This window comes from Phaeodactylibacter xiamenensis (genome assembly GCF_965229835.1).
GTDB classification, from domain to species: domain Bacteria; phylum Bacteroidota; class Bacteroidia; order Chitinophagales; family Saprospiraceae; genus Phaeodactylibacter; species Phaeodactylibacter xiamenensis.
The window spans coordinates 1,045,841-1,067,494 of record NZ_OZ245931.1 but is presented as its reverse complement, the minus strand read 5'-3'; the positions used below and the strand labels follow the sequence as shown (position 1 = coordinate 1,067,494).

Annotated in this window: 16 protein-coding genes; 10 read left to right on the top strand and 6 right to left on the bottom strand. The window is 51.4% G+C overall.

Going from position 1 to position 21,654, the window contains the following annotated elements:
• Positions 1-107: 107 nt before the first annotated feature.
• The gene (gene miaA / locus ACO08I_RS03955) at positions 108-1,325 is read right to left on the bottom strand and encodes a tRNA (adenosine(37)-N6)-dimethylallyltransferase MiaA (RefSeq protein ID WP_421948555.1); all 1,218 of its coding nucleotides are present in this window, start codon (positions 1,323-1,325) and stop codon (positions 108-110) included.
• A gap of 134 nt (positions 1,326-1,459) precedes the next feature.
• Here miaA and ACO08I_RS03950 point away from each other — a divergent pair, with 134 nt between their 5' ends.
• The 3 genes from ACO08I_RS03950 to ACO08I_RS03940 all read left to right on the top strand — a co-directional run bounded on the left by ACO08I_RS03950 (position 1,460) and on the right by ACO08I_RS03940 (position 4,954).
• The gene (locus ACO08I_RS03950; RefSeq protein WP_421948554.1) at positions 1,460-2,458 is read left to right on the top strand and encodes a hypothetical protein; all 999 of its coding nucleotides are present in this window, start codon (positions 1,460-1,462) and stop codon (positions 2,456-2,458) included.
• 103 nt (positions 2,459-2,561) lie between these two features.
• A complete protein-coding gene (locus tag ACO08I_RS03945) occupies positions 2,562-3,872 on the top strand; it encodes an aspartate aminotransferase family protein (protein WP_421948553.1) in 1,311 nt (436 codons plus the stop codon).
• A 98-nt stretch (positions 3,873-3,970) separates the two neighbouring features.
• Positions 3,971-4,954: a cyclic nucleotide-binding domain-containing protein gene (locus ACO08I_RS03940; RefSeq protein ID WP_282777462.1), complete on the top strand. Its 984-nt coding sequence runs from the start codon at positions 3,971-3,973 to the stop codon at positions 4,952-4,954.
• 238 nt (positions 4,955-5,192) lie between these two features.
• Here the strand turns inward: ACO08I_RS03940 and ACO08I_RS03935 are convergent, their stop codons facing one another.
• Complete coding sequence (locus ACO08I_RS03935) at positions 5,193-9,230, bottom strand: ATP-binding protein (protein ID WP_421948552.1); 4,038 nt, start codon at positions 9,228-9,230, stop codon at positions 5,193-5,195.
• 276 nt (positions 9,231-9,506) lie between these two features.
• Here ACO08I_RS03935 and ACO08I_RS03930 point away from each other — a divergent pair, with 276 nt between their 5' ends.
• Positions 9,507-10,037 carry a DUF1573 domain-containing protein gene (locus ACO08I_RS03930; RefSeq protein WP_052516399.1) on the top strand — a complete coding sequence of 177 codons (531 nt, stop codon included), beginning with the start codon at positions 9,507-9,509 and terminating at the stop codon, positions 10,035-10,037.
• 81 nt (positions 10,038-10,118) lie between these two features.
• Entirely contained in the window at positions 10,119-10,982 is an 864-nt protein-coding gene (locus ACO08I_RS03925) for a UbiA-like polyprenyltransferase (RefSeq protein ID WP_044227623.1), read from the top strand.
• Between the two features lie 3 nt (positions 10,983-10,985).
• On the opposite strand, the gene ACO08I_RS03920 is transcribed toward ACO08I_RS03925, so the two are convergent.
• Positions 10,986-12,461, bottom strand: coding sequence for a cryptochrome/deoxyribodipyrimidine photo-lyase family protein (locus ACO08I_RS03920; protein ID WP_282777469.1), 1,476 nt, complete (start codon positions 12,459-12,461; stop codon positions 10,986-10,988).
• Positions 12,462-12,797: 336 nt separating this feature from the next.
• Here ACO08I_RS03920 and ACO08I_RS03915 point away from each other — a divergent pair, with 336 nt between their 5' ends.
• Positions 12,798-13,268 carry a ribonuclease H-like YkuK family protein gene (locus tag ACO08I_RS03915; RefSeq protein WP_282777471.1) on the top strand — a complete coding sequence of 157 codons (471 nt, stop codon included), beginning with the start codon at positions 12,798-12,800 and terminating at the stop codon, positions 13,266-13,268.
• 24 nt (positions 13,269-13,292) lie between these two features.
• Here the strand turns inward: ACO08I_RS03915 and ACO08I_RS03910 are convergent, their stop codons facing one another.
• Positions 13,293-14,648: a sulfatase family protein gene (locus ACO08I_RS03910; protein WP_282777473.1), complete on the bottom strand. Its 1,356-nt coding sequence runs from the start codon at positions 14,646-14,648 to the stop codon at positions 13,293-13,295.
• 247 nt (positions 14,649-14,895) lie between these two features.
• Here ACO08I_RS03910 and ACO08I_RS03905 point away from each other — a divergent pair, with 247 nt between their 5' ends.
• The 4 genes from ACO08I_RS03905 to ACO08I_RS03890 all read left to right on the top strand — a co-directional run bounded on the left by ACO08I_RS03905 (position 14,896) and on the right by ACO08I_RS03890 (position 17,603).
• On the top strand, positions 14,896-15,633 hold the full coding sequence (locus ACO08I_RS03905) for an MIP/aquaporin family protein (RefSeq protein WP_282784006.1): 738 nt from the start codon (positions 14,896-14,898) through the stop codon (positions 15,631-15,633).
• 45 nt (positions 15,634-15,678) lie between these two features.
• Positions 15,679-16,260, top strand: a complete 582-nt coding sequence (locus ACO08I_RS03900; RefSeq protein ID WP_421948551.1) for a hypothetical protein — start codon at positions 15,679-15,681, stop codon at positions 16,258-16,260.
• A gap of 77 nt (positions 16,261-16,337) precedes the next feature.
• Positions 16,338-16,943: a hypothetical protein gene (locus ACO08I_RS03895; RefSeq protein WP_282784009.1), complete on the top strand. Its 606-nt coding sequence runs from the start codon at positions 16,338-16,340 to the stop codon at positions 16,941-16,943.
• A 45-nt stretch (positions 16,944-16,988) separates the two neighbouring features.
• Positions 16,989-17,603 (top strand): hypothetical protein, encoded by a 615-nt coding sequence (locus tag ACO08I_RS03890; RefSeq protein ID WP_421948550.1) that lies wholly within the window; start codon positions 16,989-16,991, stop codon positions 17,601-17,603.
• A gap of 16 nt (positions 17,604-17,619) precedes the next feature.
• Here the strand turns inward: ACO08I_RS03890 and ACO08I_RS03885 are convergent, their stop codons facing one another.
• Together ACO08I_RS03885 and ACO08I_RS03880 are read right to left on the bottom strand one after the other, a co-directional pair.
• Entirely contained in the window at positions 17,620-19,413 is a 1,794-nt protein-coding gene (locus tag ACO08I_RS03885) for an arylsulfatase (protein WP_421948549.1), read from the bottom strand.
• Between the two features lie 6 nt (positions 19,414-19,419).
• Positions 19,420-21,603 (bottom strand): beta-galactosidase trimerization domain-containing protein, encoded by a 2,184-nt coding sequence (locus ACO08I_RS03880; RefSeq protein WP_421948548.1) that lies wholly within the window; start codon positions 21,601-21,603, stop codon positions 19,420-19,422.
• Positions 21,604-21,654: the final 51 nt, after the last annotated feature.

Below are 21,654 nucleotides of genomic sequence, written 5' to 3'. Positions count from 1 at the left end.
CGATGTGCCAGCAGACAGGGCAGTCATCGGTTTGGAAAAGGGCACACTGAGGTGCTTGATTCAAAGAGGGAACGCATAAGGATGGGGATAGTTTGTTGGTGACTTCCTTATCTGGGGATGCGGTAGGTACTGCCCGTGGGAGAGATCGTGGTTTGCATCCAGTTTGGGAGGCTTTCCGGTAGGGCAATCGGCCAGTTTAATTCATCAGTGGGCAAGTCCGTGTGCATAAATGCGGCTTCATCCTCCAGCGTAAGGAGCCGGACTTGATGCCAGAGTATCCAGGACAAGGGAAGGGGCGGAGCCTTATGGGCCACTGTCAGGCTTTGATCTTTGCGCAGGGTGCGTTGAAATCGGGCGATGCAGTTGTCCTCCTGATAGAGCTTGCCATCTGCCTGGTCCTCGTGACGCTCTTGCGACCATGACAATCGGTATTGTATGGCCTGGTCTGTGTATTTTCGGACCGCATCCCATTCAGAAGGGTGGAAAAGCTTCCAAAACCCATCTCTTCGAAACCACGTCATCTGCCGTTTAGCGTAGCGGCGGCTGTTGCGCTTGATGAGTTCTACGGCTTCCTCCAGCGCGGTTTGCTGGCTGAAGTAGTCGAATAATTCCTGGTAGCCAACGGTCTGCAGGGCAGTGAGGTGGCGTTTAGGGAATAAGGAGCGGGCTTCCTCCAGGAGTCCGGCTTTCAGCATCAGGTCCACGCGTTGGTTGATGCGCTCGTAAAGCGTTGCTCTTGGCCACTGTAGCTGCAGATAGATAGGGTGGAAGGGGCGCTGCCCAGCTGCTTTTTGGCGAAAGCGGGAAAAGGGCTTTCCGCTGGAACGGTAAACGGACAAGGCACGTATAAGCCGGTGCGGGTTGTCAAGGTCCACCTCACCGTAGTAGTCCGGGTCGGCGGCTTTAAGGGCTTCCTGCAGGTAGGCAAGCCCATGGGCACGAAAGTCGGCCTCCACACCTGCCTGCACCGCTTTGGGGACTTCCGGAAAAGTATCCAGCCCTTCACAAACGGCTTTCAGGTAGAGCCCGCTGCCGCCGGTGAGGATAACGACCTCGTGTTTAGTGAAAAGCTCCTGCAGCAACTCCAGAGCCTCAGTCTCGTATTGCCCTACGCTGTAGTTGGTTTCTATGCTGTGGCTGTTAATAAAGTAATGTTTAGCGGCTGCCAGTTCCTCTGTATCAGGCTTGGCGGTCCCAATCGTCATCTCCCGGAAAAACTGACGGCTGTCGGCGGAGACAATAACGGTATCGTAGTGCTGCGCCAGTTGAATGGCGAGCCGTGTCTTACCACTTGCTGTAGGGCCGGAAAGTACAATAAGGTGCATAACTCAGCAGTTTATCGGTGCCGCCAAAGTAGCGAAAATCCCGGATTCCATCGGGCAGGAACAACATTCTCAGCCGTGCAGCGGTTTACTCCCCTGAAAAAATGATCTATCTTTGCCAAAAAGCAGCTCACCTGATGATGAACCAATCCCGTCTTTTACTTTTCTTTTTTGCGCTAACCACTTTGGCCTACATGGCATGCGATGACGATAGCGATATGCGTGCGCCAGTGGAGTATAATCCAAATTGCTGCGTGTACAGCACGATGCAGCGCGATGATGTGAACCAGCGATGGGAAGCTGTGATCGAATTAGCAACCGGCAATTGGGACACCATACCGGAAACCGTACGGCCCGCAGCGAGTTTTCAGTTGCCCATTGGGGTTAACCGCCTGAATGACTTTTCCGGCAACCGGCACCTTTACACCGATTTCAATGGGGTTAATCTGGTGGTGCAGGACCTGACCACCTTCGACACCACGAGGCTTGCACTGAATGATCCGGAGACTGGACAGAAAATTGAGGGGTCCCTCTTCTTACAGGAGGGCCGGAACAGCGATGAGTACTTCCTGTACAGCGGGCTGGAAGGGCGCGTGTACGGTATTGACCTGGCAGCCCGGTCTTTAAGCGTAGCTTTGGATACTTTCCCTCTGGGATTTGATTTGCTGAACGACTTCGTCTACAGCCCTTCTGAAAATTACTTTGTTTTCATGGGGCAGGTCAATCAGGGGTTCACCGAACGGCTGTACACGGCTACGATTTACGATAATGTTACGAAGGATCTGGTGGCTCGAGACACTTTCCCGCAGCGGCTTTTTGGCTTTGTCCCAGACCCGGATGCCGGACGGATGTTTGCCCTGACCTTCCCGGAGAATCAATTCGGCTATCGGCTGTACGAGGTGCAATTCCGGGGTGCGGACGGGTTGTCCTACACTGAGCTATCGGCTGAGAACCTTGCGATCGGGCAGTTGTCAGAACAGCTGCAAACCCTGCATACCGCCAGCAACAGCTACCTTTGCTATGGCGAATCCCCGCCCTTCAAGGTGATCTATCAGCTGGACCTTGATAGCGGAGACTTGCGGGCGCAGATCGTGCTTGAGGAATTTGGTACGATGATCAAATTGGATGGGGAGTAAGCCACAGCATAAAAACCTCAGTAAGCAGAAATAGCTGAATATCAGAAAAAACGTTTTTTCCTATTCCGGGAATCAGGAAAAGGAGATATTTCCGGAAAAAAGCATGAGCACCGAGTCCACCCGCCCCGAATGGCTTCAGGAAGCCGAGCAGCACCTCATCCGCTACTGTGAAAATTTCAGTGATGTCCTGATCACCAAAGCATCGGGAGCCTACCTGTATACCGATGACGGGCGTCAGATATTGGATTTTACTTCCGGGCAAATGTGTGCCATCTTTGGCCACAGCCATCCTCGCATCGTGGAGGCCTTGCACCGGGGCACACAGTCTTCCATTCACTTGCTGAGCGCGATGTTGTCGCCATCCGTCATTGAGCTGTCCCGGCGTTTAGCGGAATTGCTGCCGCCTGAGCTTTCCCGGGCTATGTTCCTCTCCACCGGGGGCGAATCCAATGAAATGGCCATTCGTATGGCGAAGCTGGCAACGGGCGGCTTTGAGGTGATTGGGTTCACGGGTTCCTGGCATGGCATGACAGCAGGTGCACAGTCCCATACCTACTCCCTCACGCGCCGGTCTTATGGCCCGGTTATGCCCGGCAGTTACGCTATTCCTGCGCCGAACAGTTACCGGTGCCCGGTGAAGCACTGCTCCGGGCAATGCGACAACACCTGTCTCGATGTAGGCATGGACCTCGTCGACCGGCAGTCCGTTGGGGCTTATGCGGCGGTGATTGTGGAGCCGGTGCTGAGTGCGGCGGGCATCATCGAACTGACTCCGGAATACCTGAAAGCCCTGAAAGCGCATTGTGATGCCCGTGGCCTGCTGCTCATTTTTGATGAGGCTCAAACCGGAGTTGGCCGGCTGGGCGATAACTTTGGCTTTGAGCAAAGTGGGGTCGTGCCCGATTTTCTTACGCTCTCCAAAACGCTCGGTGGAGGGCTGCCGCTTTCTGCCGTGGTTACCAGCGACACGCTGGAGCAGGATTGCTACGATAAAGGCTTTATCAGTGTTACTTCCCATGTATCTGATCCATTACCCGCTGAAGTGGGCGTGACGGTGCTGTCCATTCTGGTGGAAGAAAAGATGCAGGAACGCGCTCAGAAAATGGGGAATCACCTCAAAAGAGGGCTTGAGGAATTGCAGGAGCGCTACGAATGCATAGGGGATGTCAGAGGCAGGGGGCTGTTGCTGGGGATGGAAATTGTGAAAGACCGGGCATCTAAAACGCCAGACCCCGAGCTGGGCAGCAAAATTGCAGAGCAATGCCTGAAAAACGGGCTGAGTATGAACATCGTCCGCATCAAAGGCTACGGCGGAGTATTCCGTATCGCTCCTCCGTTGACCATTACGCAGGCGGAGCTTGATCAGGGGATTAGAATTCTGGATCAATCCATTCGTGAAGTTTTGAGCATTTGAGTCAGGGGAAGAAAGTTTCTGACGTTTGAGCAGTGCTGGAGCAGGTTTTTTGTGTTATATTGCCATTGTAAAATGTACATCTCCTAAAATCTACCAGAATGACAAACGAGCAAATCTTTACTGTCCTTGCTGAGCACCAACTTTTCGAAGGTATTTCAAGGGAAGACCTGCAATGCCTGGCCCGCTCGGCAAGGCTACGGTCGTATCACAAGAATAGCCTGGTATTTGACCAGTCAGACCAGAAAATGCGGCATTTTTTCCTGATCATGGAAGGCCGTTTTGAGCTGCACCTTCAGAATTATCACAACAAGATCATGCACCCTGGCGAAGTCTTTGGTGAAGTGGCATTTTTTAGCAACGAGCACCGGACAGGCAGCGTGGTTGCACTGGACAAATCCAGACTGCTGGCCTTTCCCCGTTCTGTTTTCTTTGAACAGGAGGAGCTGTCAGCAGAAGCCAAAGTCAATATATTGCGCCGTCTGACGAATCAGATCATCAAATACCTTTCTCACAACCTGCAGCGTTCGTCAGCTGTACTGGTTAGCCGGGGCGAAAATGTTAAAGTAGAGTTCAAAGCTTCCTACAATCGTAGCCCCGGGGCAAAGGCGGTTATACTCAGAACGGTAGCGGCAATGCTCAACTCTGAGGGCGGCAGTATACTGCTGGGCATTAAGAATGATGGAGAAGTACTCGGGCTTAACGGCTTGGATACGGAGTCGCTGGACCAGGCCGTGACGAGCCTGATTAACCATATTTTGGACAAGCTGGGCAAAGAGCATTGTGACCTTATTGACGTATATGGTGATGAAATCAATGGAAAAACAATCCTCCGTATCGACTGCACGCCAAGCAAGGTACCTGTATTTACGCCCGTAGCCTTACCCCAACCTGCGGCCAACGGCAAACCGAAATCAAAAAAGCAAAAGGGCAAAAAGAAGCAGCCTAAAGTTCCTACCCAATATGAATATATTTTTTTCCGGCGCACCGGTCCGTCCAATACCACGCTGAAAAACCGCGATCTCGTGCCTTACCTCAAAAAGCGTTTCTTTCTGCCCGAAGAAGCAGCTGTTGCTAACGGATAAGAAAAACAGCCCATAAAAAAAGGGAAGCCGAAATGGCTTCCCGAAATATTGAATCGATATTTTGTCGATTCCCCCTTGCTTGTTGCTTTTGTGTTGTGTTGGGACAATTTAGTTGCACACTGTTTAGTAGTGCTCTGGCAACTGTTAGTACAAATTTAGGGTACAACGGCATAGAGTGCGTTAACATATGTTGCAATCTTGTTCATTTATGTTGCATTGCGGTCTTTTTTGCTGGAAATCAGGCTTTTCCAGAGGCTTCGCTGGGAGAGTAGCCATATCTTTCCTTAAATTTTGTAGCAAAGTACTGAGGGCTGCCAAAGCCAACTTTATGGCTGACTTCTCCAATGGAGAGGCCGGGTTGGCGAAGCAGCTCCAGGGCTTTTTTAAGCCGGTAGTTGCGCAGGAACTCTGATGCAGTCTGACCAGTCAGCGCTTTTAGCTTGCGGTGCAACTGAGACCGGCTGAGGAAGAGGGCATTGCTCAGCTGCTCAACGGAAAACTGCTCATCGGCAAGGTGGTCGTCCATTGCGGCGTAAGCTTTTTGCAGGAACTGATGTTCAATGTCTGGAATATCGGGGGCAGATACCTCTTCATTTTCTCCTGTAAAGTATAGCTGCAGCCGGGCGCGCTGCTCCAGCAAATTGTGGATTTGAGCCATCAGCTCCTCCGCATAAAATGGCTTGGACAAATAGGCATCTGCCCCCGTTTTGAGCCCGGTCAGCCGGCTCTTAAGCGCAGATTTGGCCGTCAGCATCACTACAGGAATGTGGCTGGTGCGAATGTCCGCTTTCAGCTGAGCCGTCATTGCATAACCATCCAATCGTGGCATCATCACATCGCTGATAATGATATCCGGCTGAGTGGCAGTGGCCATCTGCAAACCTTCGACTCCATCCTGTGCAGTCGTCAGTTCAAAGTCTTCTCCAAGAATACTGCACAAAAAGTCGCGGAGGTCTTTATTGTCTTCTACTATCAGAATCGTAGTGCCCTGTTGCAGGGCGGCAGGAATGGATTGTTGGGGCGTTTCACCGGTTGCCCTGTCTCCTCCGGTAGCCTTACCGCCGTCAAGAATGGAGTGCAATGGAAATAGAAGGGTGAATCTTGACCCTTTACCGGGTTCGCTGTCCATGTGGATACTGCCGCCAAGCTTTTGCGCCAGCTCATTGCAAAGAGCAAGCCCAATGCCCGTCCCGCCGACAGACCTTGTGGAAGAGTCATCAACCTGGTAAAAACGGTCGAATATCCGCTCGTGGTGCTCCGGGGCAATGCCGGGCCCGGTATCCTTTACGCTGATTTCAACTTTTTGGCGGTCGGGCATACCGGTTGCTGAGAGAGTGATCTCACCGCCCTGCGGTGTGAATTTTAAAGCATTTGACAGCAGGTTATGAACAATTTTGCTGACTTTCTCCGAATCAATCTCCACCCACTTAAGGTGTGGCCGTCCGGTGATTTCCAGCTCAAGTTGAATAGCTTTATCCTGAGCCGCGCCTTCATAGTCCTTTAATATGGAGGTAAGCAACTGATTCAGGTCTGCCTGCTGCAGCTTTACGGAGATCAGTCCTTCCTCGAGCCGGTTGATATCTAAAAGCTGGTTCACCAGTTGGAGCATGCGCTCACTGTTGCTGATGATGAGCTCTGCCCATTTTTGGCCATTCTTATTTTTCAGCTGTGCCTCAAGCCGTCTTGCCGGTTCTAAAATCAGCGTGAGCGGAGTTCGGAATTCATGGGTGATATTGGAAAAAAAGTTGGACTTCATCCGGTCCAGTGCGGCAAGACGCTCGGCTTCGCGCTGCTCATAAGCCAGCTGTGTCTTCAGGCGGTCCCGGTTGACCTGGAAGCGGTAGGCAGCATAAAATAATGTAAAAAACAACCCCAGGTACAAGAGGTAAGCCCAGTTGGTAGCCCACCAGGGAGGGCTAATGGTGATTTTCAATATTGCTGGTTCTGTGCTCCAGATATCCTCATTGTTGGCACCCCACACCTGAAAAGTATACTGCCCGGGCGCAAGGTTGGCATAGGCTACCTCCCGCCGTGTCCCCGCATCAACGGGGGCATCATCCAGCCCGGCCATCTGATAGCGGTACCGGTTGTTTTGCGATGCGGCGTAATCCAGAGCTGCGAACTGGAAAAAGAGCTGGTCCTGATGGTGCCTGAGCTGGATATGACCGATGAACTCAATAGGTTTGAGGGCATTATCTTCCCCAATGGCCTTCCGCCAGGGTATGTTATTAATGTTTAGCCCGGTAAGGTAAACTTTGGGTGGCAGACTGCTCAGCTTGACCTCTTTGGGGTGGAACACATGTACGCCATTGACTCCCCCGATAAGGAAACGCCCGTCTCTTGCCCGATGGTAGGACGAAGTGTTGAACTCATTGCTTTGAAGCCCATCGGCAGAGGTGTAGTTCTTAAAAGTACCCTGCTCAGGATGGTACCTTGACAGCCCGCGGTTGGTGGTAATCCAAAGATAGCCTTCCTCATCCGGGAGCAGGCCATAGGTTACATTATTGGGCAGCCCATCTTTTGTCGTAATCGCTTTGAAGGTCCCGGTATGTGTGTCCAATTGGTTTAACCCGCCACCCTTTGTGCCAATCCAGAGTTTGTTGGTTTCTCCGGGGCGGCTGCAAATACTTAGTACATAGTTTTCGCTAATACTCTGTGGGTTATTGTGGTCAAAATCGTAAACCCGGTGGTCAAAGCTGTTTGTTGACGTGCGCTGTAAACGCAGCAGTCCATACTGTGTGCCCGCCCAGGCCACATCCGATTCATCTGCGTAGTAAAAGGCAGTGATGGCGGCGTTTTCCTGTCGTTCGTCAAACCAGTCTGACATGGAGTAGTAATGAAAAGTTTCTGTGTCAGGCTGGAAAATGACGAGCTGTCCGTCCATGCTGGAGAACCAAATATCGCCTTCACGGTCTATGAGCAGGGGCGAATCGGGGTTGGGCTTGCAGGTGTAGGGATAGGATTGGACTTCACCGGTTCGTTCATTAATTTTTATCAGCGCAGTTTGTTTTTCAATAATCGGGTAATGAAACCAGAAAATATCAGGCTCCGGGTTAATGACCCAGGTGGCTTTCTCTATCCAGGAAGGGAAACCGGGGGGCAACTCATATATGCCATCTTCAGGGTTCAGAACCTTCAATGAAACAGCTACCCAAACCCAGCACCTGCCTTTTAGGTCAGTATAGAGTTGCCGGGTACTGGTGCCGGGCATCAAATGGTTGAACCGGGCATTGGAGGGGTTGTACTTCCGGATGCCATAGCCATTGGTGCCCAGCCATACGACCCCTGAACGGTCAACGTATACAGTGGGCGTGAAATAAGAAGCCTTAGTAGTGAAAAGAATTTCAAGTTGGTGCCCGGGTTCCCGCTGAGGGTGAATTTTATACAATCCTGCTGACACCCCCCATGCCGTACCTGATTGGTCGATGGTGACATCCGGGAGGAAGCCCCGGAGTTGTTCAGGAAGTGGGATATCCCAGCTCTTGCCTTCATGGTAAATTTTGATTTCCTGATTAGTGGGTAAGATCAGATATCCATCTTTGGTCATTTCCATGCTTCGGAAACCGAAGGGGGTTTCGATGTTAAAGGCATTAACTTCGTCAGACATCTCTTCCCATTCCCGATAGTTGGTCCGGTCCAACCGGAAAAGCCGGTTGCTGATGGCAAAATAGAGCGTATCAGATACGGGCGACAGGCAGGTGGCTACACTGTTGAGGTTAGGGTTTTGGACAGGCTCGATGGGATAGCTTTTGATTCTGCTGCTGAGTTGGGCACTTTCCAATCCTTCCCAAAGCGCTTCGCCTTCAGGGACAACGAGCCGGCACAAGCCCCGGCCAGTGCCTATCCAGAAAATACTATCATTCTCCTGTTCGACACTGAATATACGATTGGAATTGAGCCCAACAGCTGGCACCTCGTCATAGCCCAGTTTGTAAAAACGCTCTTGTGTGCGGTCAAAAATATTAAGCCCGTTGTTGTGCGTGCCAACCCATATCCTTCCATAGGAGTCTTCGAATAAAAAATTTACAACATGCCCGGAAAGCGAAAAGGAATCTGAGGGGAAATGGCTGTACAACTTAAAATCATAGCCATCATAGCGGTTGAGCCCATCTTTTGTGGCAAACCACATAAAGCCAAGGCTGTCCTGAATGATATCGTGTATCATACCCTGCGTCAGCCCATCCTCGATGGTCAGCTCATCGAGCTTGACGGTCTGTGCATATTTGGTTGTCAGGCCTGCCAGCAACAGGAATATCGTAACAGTGAGGCTTTTCATTAAATTAAAAGTAACGATTTAGTACGAAGATACCTGCCTGTTGGATAACCTTCTACATATCTTTGACAAAGATTCACGGAGGTTGCGCACAAAATGATACGCAAACGGGCAAGAATTCGGATTAACAGCTCGTTAACAAAACTTCAATGCTGATTAACGGGAGCTTCTGTAGCATTCCCTACCTTTGTAGCTGTTCAAAAAAAGGGAATTGGCCGGGAGAACTATTTATAAAACCCATTGTTCCCACTTTTAACTTAAATCCAAAACTAAAGTAAAATGTTGAAGCAAATCAAAGTTCTGATGTTCGCCCTGTTGGCGGTAGGTTTTGTAGCAAGCTGTAACAACAGCGAGAGTGCGGCTCAGGAAGAAGCTCGCGAGGACCTGTCTGCTAACACTGTACAGCCTGCTGATCAGGCTGCCGCTCAGCCTGCTGCCGCTCAGCCTGCTGCTCCTGCTGGCCCGACAACAACTATGACCTTTGAAGAAACAGAGTTCGATTTCGGTACCGTTAACGAAGGCGAGAAAGTTTCTCACACGTATACTTTTACCAACACCGGCGACGAGCCGTTGATCCTTAGCAATGCTAAAGGCAGCTGTGGTTGTACTGTTCCAAGCTGGCCACGGGAGCCAATCGCTCCGGGTGCTACCGGCGAAATCACCGTTGAGTTCAACTCTAAGAATAAGAAAGGTAAGCGTAACCAGAAGGTGACGATTACTGCAAATACCAACCCACCACAGAGCTTCATCTACCTCAAGGGTGATGTAACGCCTGCGGCTGGTGATGCTACTCCTGCAGTAACACAGTAAGCTCAAAAGACTTTCAATAGTCAAATAAATAAAGAGGCCCGCAAATCCGTATGGTTTTGCGGGCTTTCGTATTTTTGCGGCATGAAGAACTACCTCTCGCTGGTCAAATTCAGCCATACTATCTTTGCCCTGCCATTCGCTTTGCTTGGCTTCTTTCTGGCTACCCTCGAGTCTGGAGGTGGGCTTAGCTTCCGGCTGTTTATCCTTGTGGTACTTTGCATGGTTTTCGCCCGTAGTGCGGCTATGGCTTTCAACCGCTACCTCGACCGGGATATCGATGAGCAAAACCCCCGCACCGCCACCCGGGAAATTCCAGCTGGTGTGATCTCCCCCAAAGCTGCTCTGTCTTTTGTCTTCATCAACAGCTTGCTTTTCATCGCAACGACCTGGTTTATTAACCTCCTGTGTTTCCTGCTTTCACCGGTAGCCCTGCTGGTCATTTTAGGCTACAGTTACACCAAGCGGTTTACCTTCCTTTGCCATTTTGTGCTTGGGCTGGGGCTCTCACTCGCCCCGATCGGGGCTTACCTCTCGGTCATGGGGCAGTTCGATCTGATCCCGGTGCTGTATTCGGGGGCTGTCTTACTATGGGTGTCCGGCTTTGATATCATTTATGCCTTGCAGGACGATGACTTCGACCGCTCCCTGTCTCTAAACTCTGTGCCGGTGAAAATGGGGCGCCCGGGGGCACTTCGCCTTTCGAATTTCCTGCATGCCGGAAGCGCCTTTTTTATACTCGCCGCGGCCTGGCAACTACAGTCCGCTTACCCGGAATTTCAGTGGCTGCATTGGCTGGCTGCTGCCATTTTTCTCGGATTGCTTTTCTACCAGCATACTCTGGTACGCCCGGATGACCTCAGCAAGGTTAATATTGCCTTCTTTACCACCAACGGCATTGCCAGCCTTCTATTCGGTGTATTGGTTATCATGGACATATACCTGTAGTATTTATTCCTGCCGCCGCTCTCCCGGGTTCACATGCCTTGCTTTGATGCGGGCACCCTCTTTCCGGGCAGTTTGACTGTCCTTAAGCCCCCAGAGCTGATCGCTGGCATAGCGCATGGCTTTTTTTAGGTCCACAATCGGATTGGGATAGTCCTTCCCCAGCTCAAAACCAATAAACTGTAGCTCAAGTGGGGGGATTTCCCATGGCGCATGAATGTAATCATCGGGCAGCCTGGCCAGCTCTGGTACCCACTGCCGGATAAAGTCTCCGTGGGGATCATGTTTCCGGGAGTTAAATACCGGATTATAAACCCGGATGGTATGAATGCCCGTCGTGCTGGCCTGCATCTGGAATTGAGGGTAGTGGATGCCCGGCTCAAAGTCCAGGAATTGCCTGGCCAGATGATGCGCTCCTGCCTGCCAGGGCTGCCACAGGGTGTGCGTAAGGAAGGAAACCAGCATGGCCCGCATCCGGAAGTTGATATAGCCGGTGGCGTTCACACAGCGCATTGCGGCATCTACCAGTGGGAAGCCTGTCTGCCCGGTCTTCCAGGCTTCTACCAATGCTTCATCTGTTTCGGTGCGCAGGTGGTTAAAGGCGGGGTTGAAATTTTCAAACTCTATTCGGCACTCGCTTTCAAATTTCTGTATAAAATGGTCGCGCCAGCGCAGGCGGGACAGGAAGTTGTTGAGGTCGCGCTTATCCGTCACCAAATGCCGGTGCTGCCAGCTGTACTGATATGCTTGCCGCAGACTGATGTTGCCCCACGCCAGATAGGGTGAAATCCGGCTGCAGGACCGGCGGCTGGCCAGTGGCTTGGAAATCATACGGGAGTAGCCGTTGATCCTTTCACCTTTAAAAAAACTGCGCAGATACCGCCACGCATTGCGCTCGCCACCGGGCTGAAAAGTGGCGTCAGGCTCTTGGTACGCTTTGGGGAGGGGCGGACCAGCGAGCATCTTTTGTAAAGCTTCCGGAAGCTCAATCAAACGGAGCTTATCGGCCGGAAAGGAAGGTACCGGAGACTCAATGTAGTCATACCACTGTTCCCGCCACCCCTCCCGGTTGGGGCGCCCTCTTTGCACACCTGAAAATGGAACCTCCTGCCAGTTGATACCCAGTTCTTTGAACCATTTGGCACAGGCAATATCCCGGTCAAAAGTAGCCTTTACACCGATTTCCTCATGACTGTAAATGTTACGAACCTGATAGTAGGTGCACAAATCCTGGAACAACGGTAGTACTTCCCGGTGCGCGATAAGCAGAGTGCCGGGCAAGCGGGATTCCATACACTGCAGAGATTGCCAGACGAAGCGCCAGTGCCGGTCGCTGTAGTCGGCATGCCGCAGCAAACCGGGCTCAAAACAATAGAGTAACAACAAGGGCCGCCCACCTTTCGCAGCTGCTTCCAAAGGCGGATGATCGTGAAGGCGCAAGTCGCGCTTCAGCCAGACAATGTCTATTTCGGGTCTTTCCAAATTCACAGTGATTTAACAGCATTGCCCCGGTTTTGTTATCGTAAAGCAGGATGGCGTAGAGCCGGGTTTTCAAGTGTTTTTCGGTATGGGAAATTTTTTACAACCTACAGACAAAGCTGTAAGTGTTTGAAAAAGAGTAATTTAGGGTGTTTTTGGGCTAAATTTTTTCATATTTCAAATAAAAGTTCAGCAAAAAAGTCCGTTGGCGGGAACCTTCACCTTTTATTTTAATGTTAGGGTGGTTGTTAATCCAATATTAATTCTGTTTTATTTTTCAAAAACCATACACTGTGTGGTTTAGGGAATTTGTATTTTAGTCAAAAATCCATCCTATTCATGAAATGGCGAAAACTTAACGGCGAAAGAATTGAGTTGCCTATTAAGGAAGCGGTAGAGCAAACGATTCTTCGGGAGAAAGCTGCCGGGCACCGCCTGAAGGTCTGCATTGGTTCCGATTCTCAGGTGCGGGGTACGCACATTGAGTTTGCGAGCGTCATCGTTTTTCTGCGCGAAAAGAAAGGCGGCTTTATGTTCATTCACAACACTCGGGAGCGGGCCGGTATGGGGCTGCGCGAGCGTATGATCACTGAGGTAGCCAAGTCGGTAGAAGTGGCCTACAGCCTTTGTGACCTGCTGGACAAGCACAACGTGGAACTGGAAGTCCATGCCGACATCAATACCGACCCGGAGTTCCAGTCCAATGTGGCACTCAAGGAGGCGATGGGCTACATCCTGAGCATGGGCTTTGTGTTCAAAGCAAAACCTAATGCTTTTGCCAGTTCTTCCTGCGCCGACAAAGTCGTATAATCTAACCCGGGTTACTCGCCCGGGTTATTTTTTTCGGGGGTCATCAAAGGGGACAGCCTTTAATTTAGGTTCAGGTACCGGTTGGATTTGGCGCTCGAATGCCACCATTCGCTGCTCCAGTTCCCGGGCTTTTTCCGGGAAATCTTCCATCAGGTTCGTGGTTTCGTTTGGATCCTTTACCAGGTTGAACAACATCGGGCCATGCGGTTCCAGGTGCTGCCGGTAAGGATTGTCCAGAACCGGGCGCATGTATTTCCAGTCGCCGGACCGTATACTGCGCAGGCTCTCATTAAAATAAAAGAAGAAGTCACGGCTCTGCGGTTCCCCGCCCTCTAACAGCCATTCGCTGATATCCTGGCCATCATAGGGGCGGTCCTCGGGCAATTGTCTGCCTGTGAGCCGGGCAAAGGTAGGCAGCCAGTCGGTCATGAGCATGGGCTCACCGATATCCTGTGCCGGTTTGATTTTGCCGGGCCACCAGGCAAGAGTCGGAACTTTGACCCCGCCTTCATAGGTAGTTGCTTTGTGCCCCCTGAGCCCACCGGTCTTCCCCCCGCCTTTTGCTGCAGGTCCGTTATCGCTGCTGAAGACGACCAGGGTGTTTTCTGCGATTCCAAAATCCCTTAAAGCCTTCAGTACTTCCCCCACGCTGCGGTCCAGTTCCTGCACCACGTCCCCGTATTTGCCGTAAGGCGAAGTTCCCGCATACTCGGCAGAGACATGCAGGGGTTTATGTGGGAAGGTGTGCGGGATATAGAGAAAAAAAGGCTGCTCCCGGTGTCGCGCGATGAAGTTGATTGCCTCAGAGGTGTACCGTTGGGTAAGCGTAGGCTGATGCGCGGGCTGACTGATGATTTTACCATTGCGCATTAGGGGCAAAGGCGGGTCTTTGCGGGGCTTCCACTCCATATCGTTACTGTACGGAATGCCGAACCAGTAATCAAAGCCATGCTCCATGGGCAGGAAAGGCGGCAGGTGTCCCAAATGCCATTTGCCAATTATCCCTGTTGCATAGCCAGCCTCTTTGAATAACTCCGCCATCGTGTATTCGGTACTGTCAATGCCCTGAAGGCTGTTGGGGAAAAACACCCGGGTGACACCGGAGCGCACCTGATAACGGCCCGTCAGCAGGCCCGTACGGGAAGGAGAGCAGACCGGAGATGTAACATAGAAATTGGTGAATTTTATGCCTTCTGCCGCCATCTGATCCAGGTGAGGCGTGTGGATGGAGTCCGCGCCGTAGCAGCTTAGGTCGCCGTAGCCGAGGTCATCGGCGTAAATGAAGATGACATTTGGAGTAGTAGAACCCGGATTTTGGGCTTGTCCGGGGATAAACCACCATAAGGCAGTCAGAAAGAAAAGGGTCCTTTTAATTTTCATGGTAGTTCATTTTATAAAGCACAAACTGCGCTGCCCGTTTTTTGTAGGGCCGTTCTTGATGGTTTGCGATGGTCTACGGTTTCGGGCAGAAAACGAACAGTACTCCGGAGCATAGATCAGGATATTAGTCCCGAAATGATGTAAACATATTCTTAGTCTAAAGAAAGGAAGGTTTCCACAACTACCTGTAATGATCAGTCCGTTAAACAACCAATATTTTATATCTTTCCTGCAAAAACCAGCACCTATGACGCCGTTTATCGCAGAATTCATTGGTACTTTTTTGCTCATTTTACTGGGCAATGGTGTGGTCGCCAACGTTGTGCTCCAGGACACGAAAGGGCATAGCGGGGGATGGATTGTTATCACGGTAGGCTGGGCTATGGCGGTCTTTGTGGGCGTCCTGGTGGCGCAGGATTACAGCGGTGCGCACATCAATCCGGCGGTGACCGTTGCTTTGGCAGTTGGTGGTAAGTTTGCCTGGTCGAAGGTTGGGGGCTACGTGCTGGCGCAGGTGCTTGGGGCTGCTGCGGGTGCAAGTTGTGTGTGGCTGACTTATATTCAGCATTACCGCACTACAAAGGACCCCGTACTCAAGCTGGCCACGTTTAGCACCATACCGCAAATCCGCCATAACGGTGCGAACCTTTTTTCAGAAATCATCGGCACATTTGTGCTTCTGATTGCTGTATTTTTTCTCACCGGCCCTAACATTCCGGTGGGTGATCCGAGCCGTCCGGTTGGACTAGGCTCTCTGGGGGCACTGCCCGTTAGCCTTGTGGTTTTAGCCATTGGCCTCAGCCTGGGCGGCACCACCGGCTACGCCATCAATCCGGCGCGTGACCTGGGGCCACGTATCGCACATGCGATCCTGCCCATACAGGACAAAGGCAGCAGTAACTGGGATTATGCCTGGATTCCTATCGTGGGGCCGCTGGCCGGCGGTGCTTTTGCGGCCTTGCTGTACGGGATATTACAGACATAGATATATTGAATGACAAAACCCCAGATAATGAAAACAAGATTGCTATTGATTGCTTTCCTGGCCTTTGGAAGCACTACTTTATCGAATGCCCAGAAGGATTCAGCAGCGGCATCCCGCCCGTTTTACGATTATTTTTACTTAGAAGGGAATTTTGGCTTTTTCTCGGTAGATTTAATCAACTATGTGTATATGTCTAATGCTGGTATCGGTTTGAAAATTACGCCTCATCATTATCTCGGGGCAGAATTTACTGGCTTTGGAGCCAGAGGTTCAATACAAAGTGGATCCGCTTTAGGCGGTTGGGGGCTGCAGTATCAGTACCGTTTGCGAAAATGGTACTTCCTGGTAAGTGGTGGCGAGCTGGATAAGGTGGACTTTTCAACATATCTCCCCTTCGAGTATACGTATACCGAAACTCCCGACCTGCTAACTTATTTCCGAATAGGTATTAAACATTGCTTTTGGGGGCTGCTCTGTGTGGGCTGTCAATATGCACAAAGCAGTTCCTTTAAGGGCTACATTAGCGATTTTCCAGCGCCCGGCAAGCCAAGGTTTCTAAGGTGGGAAGGTCCGGTGCGGTCCCTAGCGCTTACATTTGGTTTCATGTTACAAAATCCTCCCGATTAATTGTAAGCAACAATAGTTAAGGCCAACCTAAGTCTAATCAGCAACACTGTTTTTTGAAACCTCTAAAAGTGAGAACCATGAAAACAAAACAAATATTGATCGCCCTTCTAATCTTTGGCGGAACCACCTTTTCAAATGCTCAAAAAGATACTGTGGCGGACTCCCGGCCGTTTTTAGAACGGTTTTATTTAGAAGGACATTTGGGTTATTTCCTGTTCTCTGATATGAGCTATGTAGGGCTGGGTTTTGTAATCAGGCCACGGCATTATCTTGGGTTTGAGTATGTACCGGTTTTGAGGTCTTACAGCATTAGTACAGTCAATACCGCAGTTGATGGTTGGGGTATGCAGTATCAATACCGGGTCCGGAAGTGGTACTTTTCAGTAAGTGGGGGCGTGATGAGTAAAGGTTATCATATTACGGACGACCCATTTATTGTTGGTCCTGCTGAGCGTAGGACACCGTTTCCTTACTATCGTGTGGCAGCAAAACACTGCTTTTGGAATTTTCTTTGCCTGGGGTGCCAGATTGGTGCGTGTGGTCCTTACAAAGTGGTTGCCTACGATGAAACAGGTAACGGTTACGAATGGGAAACAGGTGTACGTTCCCTTACCATCTCCCTTGGATTTCTTTTGGAAAATTCCCCGAATACGCTTAAGAAACAATGGAGAAAGTCAAACTAAGATTAATGGGGACGCTGTTTTTTGAACCCTCTAAAAGTAAGAACCATGAAAACAAAGCGGCTAATGATAGGTGCTGCTATTTTGGCCACGTCCCTGAATTTTCTTCATGCCCAAAGCGATGAAAAAAGCGAGCGAAGGCCCTTTGCAGAGCGTATTTATGGAGAATTTAGTGCCGGGTGGCTTTTGGTTGACCTGTCGAACACGATGTCAAATCTTGCGGTAGGCTACAGAATAACGCCAAACGTTTATCTGGGCATAGAGCACATACCCGGATTTAGTAGCAGTAATATGGGGCGTGGCTACAGTGTCTATGATGGTTGGGGGTTACAATCTCAACTCCGGCTGGGGAAATGGTATGCTTTCGCTGGGGTTGGATATTTAGGTGATGCTGGTTATGGAGACGACGGGCCTCAATGGATCGTCTCTGATGATCCCCCTGGCGATTTTTCTTATTACCGGTATGGTCTGAAATATTGTTTTAATCAATGGTTCAGTCTGGGTTTCCAATATGCAGAGAGCGACCATTTTACAGGTTATCGTACGAACGATCGACCGGAAGTGGGAGAGCCTGTCTCATACTGGAGCCATCAGGTAAAATGTCTTACTTTTAATATCGGAGTTATGATTCAGAAGATACCCAAGAAGAAGGTGAAAGATTGAAAATGCAGATTTAGGGTTAATCCTTTTGTTTTACCATAACATCGTAAGGTCCATAAGTGCCTTTTGCTCCTTCAGGCCAAAAGCAGTGAAACCAGGCGTCAAGCCGATACTGCCCAGCCCTCAGCAGCAGGTCGTCAAAAGAAAAACGCTGGGTGATACTGTCCCGGACAATCACTTCCCGTTGCTCCGTCCCCACTTTTAGGTTGAGGCTGCCATGCCCGGGCAGGCCTTCATGGAAGAACAACTCAAAGTCGTAGCTTCCGGACTCCGGTACCTCCACGGTCCAGTAGCCATGTCCCATAGGGCTGTCCCACAGTTTGGTGGCGGGCCCTTTCCAGTCATTTCGGTTCAGGCGCACGGGGTAGCCCTCAGGAGTATGTAAGGCTACAGGGTGATCTCTGAGCAGGGCGGGAGCTACTTTCATTTCTGCCTGCCAGTCCAGGAAGCGTTCGGACAGTTGCTGAACGACCTCGGGATATTGCTCACTTAGATCTTTGGTTTCGAAAGGGTCTGTTCGCAGATCAAACAGCTCAAAATCATCCGGCGCCTTTTCAAACCTGTACTTGCCCACTAACTTAAAGGAATCTGTCCGTACGGCCATATTATGAAATCCCCTCGGATAACCCCGCTGCCACTGGAAAAACAGGGTGCGACCGCCGGCTACAGCTGCCACTTTAGCGGTAAGGGCAGGCAGAAAGCTCCGGCCATCCAAAGTCGCTTCTGGCGTAGTGCCCGTGAGTTCAGCCAGGGTGGGGAGGACGTCTATATGGGCGGCAATACCCGGTACGTCACGTGGATTGCCGAATTTCTTTGGAAAGTGCCAGAAGGAAGGCACCCGTATGCCCCCTTCGTACACCGATCCCTTGCGCCCGTAAAAGCCGGATTTGTAGCGGATGTGCTGTGGCCCGTTGTCCGTCAGAAAAATGAGGAGGGTGTTGTCGGCTACACCGGCACTCTTTAGCGCTTGCCGGAGCCGGCCTACATTTTCATCGATATTGGACACCATGGCATAGACCTTGCGGGCCGCTTCAATATCCTTCGGCTTCATCCGCTCAAACTCATTGGACCCCTGAATGGCGAAGGTGTCGAAAGGGTAGGGCATGTCCCGGTAGCGTTCGTAGGCTTCCTCCGGCACTTCCAGCGGCGTATGGGGCGCATTAAAAGCCAAATACAGGAAGAAAGGCTGATCGCCTCCGGTTTGGACAAAGTCAATTGCGGCATCTGTGAAAACATCGGAGCAGTAGCCCTCAGCCTGCACCACTTTTCCGTTATGTTCCAGCAGAGGGTTGAAGTAGCTTTGCCCCTTTCGGCTAAAATTTTCGTAGCGGTCACCGGGTTGCTCCAGCCCTCCGGCAGCATGCACCAGTGCCTCATCAAATCCCTGATCGTTGGGCCGGTAGGGATAGTTGTCTCCGAGGTGCCATTTTCCAAAAACACCGGTGCGGTACCCGGCCGTTTTGAGTAGTTCGGCGATGGTTTGCTCCTCTGCTGCCATCGTTGCGCCCCCGGCGTAGGTATCATAAACTCCGGTACGTAGCCCATATCGCCCGGTCATAAGGCTGGCCCGGGTAGGGGCACAGACTGGCGAGACGTAGAACTCAGTCAGTCGTACACTGTGCCGGGCCAGGCTATCAAGCACCGGTGTGTGAATCAATGGGTTGCCGTGATAGCCCAGGTCACCATGCCCCTGATCATCGGTGAGGATGAGGATGATATTGGGCCGTTCGGGCGTGTCTGCTTTCGGTTCAGGGCGAAGGGTAAAGCCGGCCAAAAGCAAGGTGGGCACAACGAAAAAGATCAGATACTTCATACAGGTTTATTTTTCAAAGCGCAGCCAGCGGCCACTGTAGCGTTCCAGTTCTATCGGTGCTCCTAATTTAAGGGATTCGCCGGTAATGGCGTCGGTAGCGTTCCGGTACTTGTAGTCGAAGGCCAGTTCGACCTGTTTCGCTTCTCCATCGTTGAGGAGGAAATAATGGTCTGCTTCCGGCGATGCCATACGGTAGACAATTGCGCCTTCACACCGGTAGAATGGCTGGTAATCAGCAAGGGTATGTCTGATTAGCCGCTCTTCTGCTGCCGTTTGGCCCGGCTTGAAGCAGTCCATAGAGGCCTGAAATCCGAGAATGACCGCGGTGCCTTTGCCCAGTTTGTTTTCAGTGATTGCCGGGTCGCCGGTGTGATAATGCTCGACTACTTCAGCAGAAGTCGGCGTCATATCGAGGGTGAAGCCCTGCAGAGGCTGTCCTTCCAGCCGGTAGTCCATGTTGATACCAGCGTATTGATAATCATTTATGGTTACGCCAAACAGCTTTTCAAAGGGGGTGCCTTTGTCTGAGTAGAGCAGGGCACCGTTCTCATCATACCAGGCAGAGGGCATGTCTATGACTACCCGGCCTCCATTCTCTACATATTCAGTGAGGATACCAATGATCTCCGGATCAATCGCGATCACAAACGGCAGATAAATGGCGCGGTAGCGCCCGGCAAGCCCATCGCGGAGGTCTGAAGGTGTTACATATTCGTAAGGCACATTATGGTTGATGAGTGCCCGGCTTACTCCGGTGCGGGCATCAATCGGGAGTTGCTTAAAGATATCTCTTCCCTGTATGGACATCGCTGCCCAGTAAGCTTCGTTTTCCCAGTCGGTGTACACTCCAACAAAAGGCTCCTTGTGGCCCTGCCAGATTTCATCACGGTAATTTTGAGCGGCTTTGCCTATGGCACCAGCGCGGATGGCCTTTTCGGTTACTTTATTGTGGCGGTCAAGCAGAGCGTATTCCCCGGCTTCCCATCCAGCGGTGCGCATGCTCCATGACCATAGCCCAAACCCCTTGTAGCCAGCTGCCAGATAGGTGAGCATGAGCTGTGTGATGATACCTTCGTCCACGGTAAAGCCATTGCCACCTTTGCCGCCACTGAACTGCTGCGGGCCACCGGTAGACTCCCAGGTAGCCGACCAGCCGCCTTTGAAGTAATCGTGGGTGAGGGCGGCTTGCATGTAAACGGGGCGGGTGATCTCATGCTGTACCTCATCGAAATGCCAGGCCAGGTGGATGGAAGGGTAAAAAGAGCCGTTGGGGGTCATCAGCTCCGCAATGCCTTCCATATCGACGCCCCGCCAGGAAAAGGGCAGAAACATGCCCATTTCGCCTCCGGCCCGGTAAGGAGGCACAGGATCGAACGCGTTGTGGCGGTCAATTTTATTTTCCTGCGTCCATTTCAGGCGCATATCGGCTTTGAAGCGGAAAATGTCGCGCAGGTGGCGGTACTCCTTATTCGGAATCTGTTCCCAACGCTCGTTGAAGTCGGCCCAGGATGTAAAGGGCCTCCCACCGGGCGCCAGCAGTACATGGTGCATATTGTAAGCGTAGTTGAGGCTGTCAATGCTGCCGTACTGCTTTCGGACCCAGTCCAGAAAGACCGGTTTGATTTCGTCGGGTAGCTTATGCCCTACGCCGCCAGTATTGGGATGGGGGATGGGGTCGGGCTCATGCTGTCCGGTAGCTTTGACCAGTTCCTGCCGCTGGAGAATACGTTTCCGGAGGACTTCCGTTTGATAAGCCTTCATCTTAGGATGCTCCCGGGCTTCCTTAATGCTCATATTGGCAGGCAGCTCCGCAGCTTTCAGGACTTCCGGGGTAATCGGTGCCCAGCCGGCTTCTCCGTACCACCATGGGAAGATGCCTTCCTCCAGGGCAATCAGGGCAGCCTCCTCGAAGGTCATACCATTAGGGGGGAACAGCTGTTTGGTGCTGGTGAACCCAAGCTCTTTCATGGTGCGAAAATGCCAGCGCAGCTCTTGCTCGCCCTCTCCGGGACGAGGCAGGTAAACGGCGCCCACTGACATGGGGGCCAGTTCCCGGTAATAAGCTTGTTTTTCTGAGTAATGTAACTGATCATACCGCTCCGTCAGGTAGTCATGCGGGTCTTGTGCCAGAGCACTGCCGGTCAGGAGGCTCGTCGCAATCAGGAGGAAAAGAAGAAGGCTGTGCTTCATTTTTATAATTTTTGAGAGAGGTACCCCGGATTTTGTATTTGTAACGAGCAG